Origin of the sequence: Blautia ammoniilytica, from assembly GCF_025566965.1 — a bacterium.
Lineage (GTDB): Bacteria > Bacillota > Clostridia > Lachnospirales > Lachnospiraceae > Blautia_A > Blautia_A ammoniilytica.
Window position 1 is genome coordinate 1 of sequence record NZ_JAOQJL010000034.1, and the last position, 4,212, is coordinate 4,212.

The 4,212-nt window shown below is 37.7% G+C and carries 4 protein-coding genes and 1 pseudogene; all 5 read right to left on the bottom strand.

Going from position 1 to position 4,212, the window contains the following annotated elements; translation table 11 throughout:
• Positions 1–178: 178 nt before the first annotated feature.
• A complete protein-coding gene (locus tag OCV61_RS14375; RefSeq protein WP_158422383.1) occupies positions 179–1,231 on the bottom strand; it encodes a sensor histidine kinase in 1,053 nt (350 codons plus the stop codon).
• A gap of 27 nt (positions 1,232–1,258) precedes the next feature.
• Positions 1,259–1,927 (bottom strand): response regulator transcription factor, encoded by a 669-nt coding sequence (locus tag OCV61_RS14380; protein WP_158422384.1) that lies wholly within the window; start codon positions 1,925–1,927, stop codon positions 1,259–1,261.
• A 117-nt stretch (positions 1,928–2,044) separates the two neighbouring features.
• Complete coding sequence (locus tag OCV61_RS14385) at positions 2,045–2,383, bottom strand: helix-turn-helix domain-containing protein (protein WP_158422385.1); 339 nt, start codon at positions 2,381–2,383, stop codon at positions 2,045–2,047.
• 1,030 nt (positions 2,384–3,413) lie between these two features.
• Positions 3,414–3,755, bottom strand: a complete 342-nt coding sequence (locus OCV61_RS14390) for a hypothetical protein (RefSeq protein ID WP_158422386.1) — start codon at positions 3,753–3,755, stop codon at positions 3,414–3,416.
• An 81-nt stretch (positions 3,756–3,836) separates the two neighbouring features.
• A pseudogene (locus tag OCV61_RS14395) lies at positions 3,837–4,212 on the bottom strand (KilA-N domain-containing protein); the annotation flags it as partial.

Here is a 4,212-nt window from a genome sequence, read left to right on the forward strand (position 1 = left end):
TTTGCGTATAACAATGGGTCACCACCCGCGAAGCAGGTGGGTTATAGTTCAAAATGCCTACACGCTGCGTAGACATTTTGAACAGGCTAAAGCCGTACATGAAAAAACCTTACATTTCTGTAAGGTTTCGTGTCACTTAAATATTAGCAAATTTCCTCTAAAACGTGAAAAAAAAACTCTAATACATATTCAAATCTTCAACTGAAAATTCAAGAAATACTTTCGTTCCTTTTCCTTCCGTAGAAGTTATATAAAGGCGATGTCCCAGTTTACGCATAATCTTGTTGCTGAGATACAGTCCGATACCTGTTGCGCAGTTATCATCCCGTCCATTTACCCCGGTGTAGCCTTTTTCGAAGATTCGCGGAATATCTTCTGCACGAATACCAATTCCGGTATCTTCAATGACCAGCGTAAGGTTTTCTACTTTATTGCAGCCATTATTTCCTATCGAAATGCTTACATCATCTGTATCCAGAGATAATTTTTTCTCCAGATAAATTCGGATTTCTCCGGTCCGGGTATATTTCAGGGCATTGGATAAAATTTGTCCGATCACAAATCCCAGCCATTTTTCATCCGTCAGAACATCCTGCGAAATACTTTCATAAGTAAGTGTGAGTTTCTTTGAGACAAAAATTCCTGCATATTTATGAATCTGATCACGTATGATCCGGTCAAGAGAACAGCGGGAAAGCTTAAGATCCGAAGACATATCTTCTGTCCTTAGATAACCAAGAACCATCTCCACATACTGCTCAATTTTAAAAAGTTCCGAAAGTTTCTCTTTATTTTCCTCAGGACTCTCCTGAAGCAAAAGACGCAGTGCAAAAATCGGCGTTTTGATCTGGTGTGCCCACATCGTATAATAATCTGTCATGTCTTCAGATGCCTTCTGGCTAGCAGTCTCCACATCGATACGTATCTGATCTAGCTGCTGCATAATTTCCTGTTGGAATCTTTCATCCTGACCGATAGGAGAATCCATCTGTGAAAGATTGATATCCGGTGCAGCTGCAATCAGTTCCAACTGTTGTACTTTTTTCCTGTATCTGTAAAATCCGCCCAGACATGCACAAATTCCGGTTAATAGCCAGAAAACAGTAACATACACCATCGGTTCCATCGGCAGCTGATAAAGAAAGAAAATTATTTCTGCAAGCATTACAGGAAACAGCTGCAGAATGATATAGAATTTAATTTTGTTTATATAATCCAGAAATAGTTTCATAAAAAATCCTTTTGTTTATACTGCACCTTATACCATATATCCAAGACCTTTTTTGGTAATGATAAATTCTTTCAGTCCTTCTTTTTCCAGTTTCCTGCGCAGGCGGGTAATATTCACAGTCAGCGTATTATCATCAATAAAGCTGTCGCTCTCCCATAGCTTCGTCATAATCGCATCTCTGGAAACAACCTTTCCGGCATGCTCCATCAATATTTCCAGAATGCGAAGCTCATTTTTCGTAAGATCAATATCGTTTCCATTCCACGTCAGGGTACAGCGGGAAGGACTCAGAACAACCCCTTTATATTCCAGAACATTTCCCGGAGTTCCAAAGGAATATGTGCGGCGCAGAATCGCCTGAATTTTTGCAGTCAGTACATCCATATCAAACGGTTTTGCAATAAAATCATCTGCGCCACGACTCATCGCCATAACCATATTCATGTTATCTGCCGCCGAAGAAATAAAGATAACCGGAACCTGAGAAATTCTGCGTATTTCTTCACACCAGTGAAAGCCATTATAGAAAGGCAACTTTAGATCCAGCAGGACGAGCTGGGGATCTCTGCGTACAAATTCCTGTATAATATCGGAAAAATTCTCCGCACAGGATACATCATATCCCCAGGACGAAAGATTCTTTTTCAGTACTTCTGAGATGATCTCATCATCCTCTACGATAAAAATACGATACATAGTTATCCCTTCCCTCTGTTCCACCCACTGCTTATTGCTCTCCGCAATTGAAGCAGGGGACTTACTTGATTCGGTCAAACGCTAACTAAATGACATTGGTTGCTGAAGAGTAACCACCTATTTTATAATACTGCCTCTGCACAACTTTGTATACAGCGGTCTATACTTAATCTGATAAGTTTTTCCACTAGGGACAGGCAGCATTGTCACAATACTAATCATTTTTTCAACAACGTCTCCTGACTTTAACATTTCATCAACTGGAATATCAAATTTCTCACTTATTAGAATAAGTGCATTAATATTTGGAACAGAGACTCCCATTTCCCATCTAGACACCGCCTGTCTTGTTACTCCTGCCATTTCAGCAAATTGTTCCTGAGAAAGCTTATTATCTTGCCTTATCTTAAGAACTGCCTTTGCAATGTTTTGATTACTATCTTTTACTTTATTCATAAGCTCCCTCCTCCTTTTGTTTGATTGTATTATACAGTTGATATGTCATTTGAGCAAGCAATACAACTTTACATTTTCGCAATTAAATATTGCTTTTTGTTTTTTTATTTATATAACCCATCTTTCAGCGAAAGACACCAATGCGTCATGAAACAGTTACACTGATTTTCACTCTCTATGTTAATTTCCTTCTGATACTATTTTTATAAGACTGACACACTACAGAACATGTGGAGGTGAGTGGCGCATTACAACAGCCCGTAAACTTATCTCTTCCGAAGTCGACTCGATCTCGCCGGATGACCAGTCACTGTCAGTTCAAATTCTATAATATCAGGAGCTTCTTGTATAATTCAAATATAAGGAATTCCGCGAGAGAAGGTTGAGAAAAAATACCTCAGAGTAAAATAAGATTACTGACTTTGCACGGTTAGTAAAAAATCTTATTGAACAGAGAGGTATTTGAAATGAATTGTACCATTTTCCCCTGATAGTAGTTGTAAAAACTTCATATTTTAGGGATACTTTGTGCTGTACATAATGCCCCCGAGGATGTCAAGTCATTGCTACAAACTTTTTGACCTTTTTTCCTTCGATTTTTCCCATAAAACCGTTGTTTTTGGACGGAGGACGTTATATTGTTGTCACAAAATCAGTGGGGAGGATGTAACGTCATTGTCACATTTATCCATCAACAAATGTCATATTATTACCACTATAGCCAGCCTATCAAATCAAGCTTAGCGAAACTTAAATTATGCCCAATATGGAATATACTTTTTATATCTGGGTGTTGTATCCAGGTCCATTACTTTAATATATCCACCTTCAACAGCACTGGTAAGAAGTCTCGATGCCTTGGCCTTCTCTTTTTCTCCCAAACCGAATATTTTTTGAATATCTGAATTAGAAATACCTTATCCTGGAGTATCGTTTCTTTTAACTTAATTATATCCATGCTGCCGCCCCTTTTCCTGTGTAATATCGATACATAAAATAAGATCAAATCGCCGCAAAAATATGCGGCTTTTTATAGCATCATAATAATTGCATCTATAATAATTTCCGTCACCAAACTAAGAAGCACACTTCCTAATATCGTGCAAAGAACAATCCCCATTATAGGATGTCTTACCTTCCATTTTGTCATCATCCCATATATTTTCTGCTCTAAACAACTTTCTTTGTCCCAGAACGAAGACATCTTGCTTTTCTTTACACAGCCTTCCGTCTTTTCTTTGCTGATTTTCTCAACCATATACGCATATAAGTACATTCTGTAATAAGTAAGCCTTCTCTGCATTCTTTCTTCTATATCATTTTTTGTTTCGGCAAAAAATTGCATATCATTATAGTTATAAACGTAATCCATATTTTTCCTCTTCCTTGGCTGTTATATCCTACATCAAATATTATGATATAGGAAAAATACTTTACAAAATTCTCCTCAAATTCATACCTCTGGCATTCCTCCATCACTCTCTATCATTTTAATCTCTTCAGCTGCATTCAAGACATTCAGCTGATATTCAGCAATTTCGCGTAGGATTTCAAACCTTTCTTCTTTTTTCTTTCCTTCTTTAAGCATCTGCGCATTATGAGATTCTAGATTGGAAAGCACTGTTAATTCATTGATAGTTGCAAAATCTCTGACATTGTTTTTCTTCGCAAGTTCAGGATTTGCCTCTCTCCATGCTTTCGCCGTAAATCCAAATAATGCTACATTTAATATGTCTGCTTCTTCCGCATATGCCAGCCATTGAAGGTTTTCTCTGTAATTCATTTGAGGAAGCAAGTATCTTTTTACAGCATCCGTCTGGATCAGATAA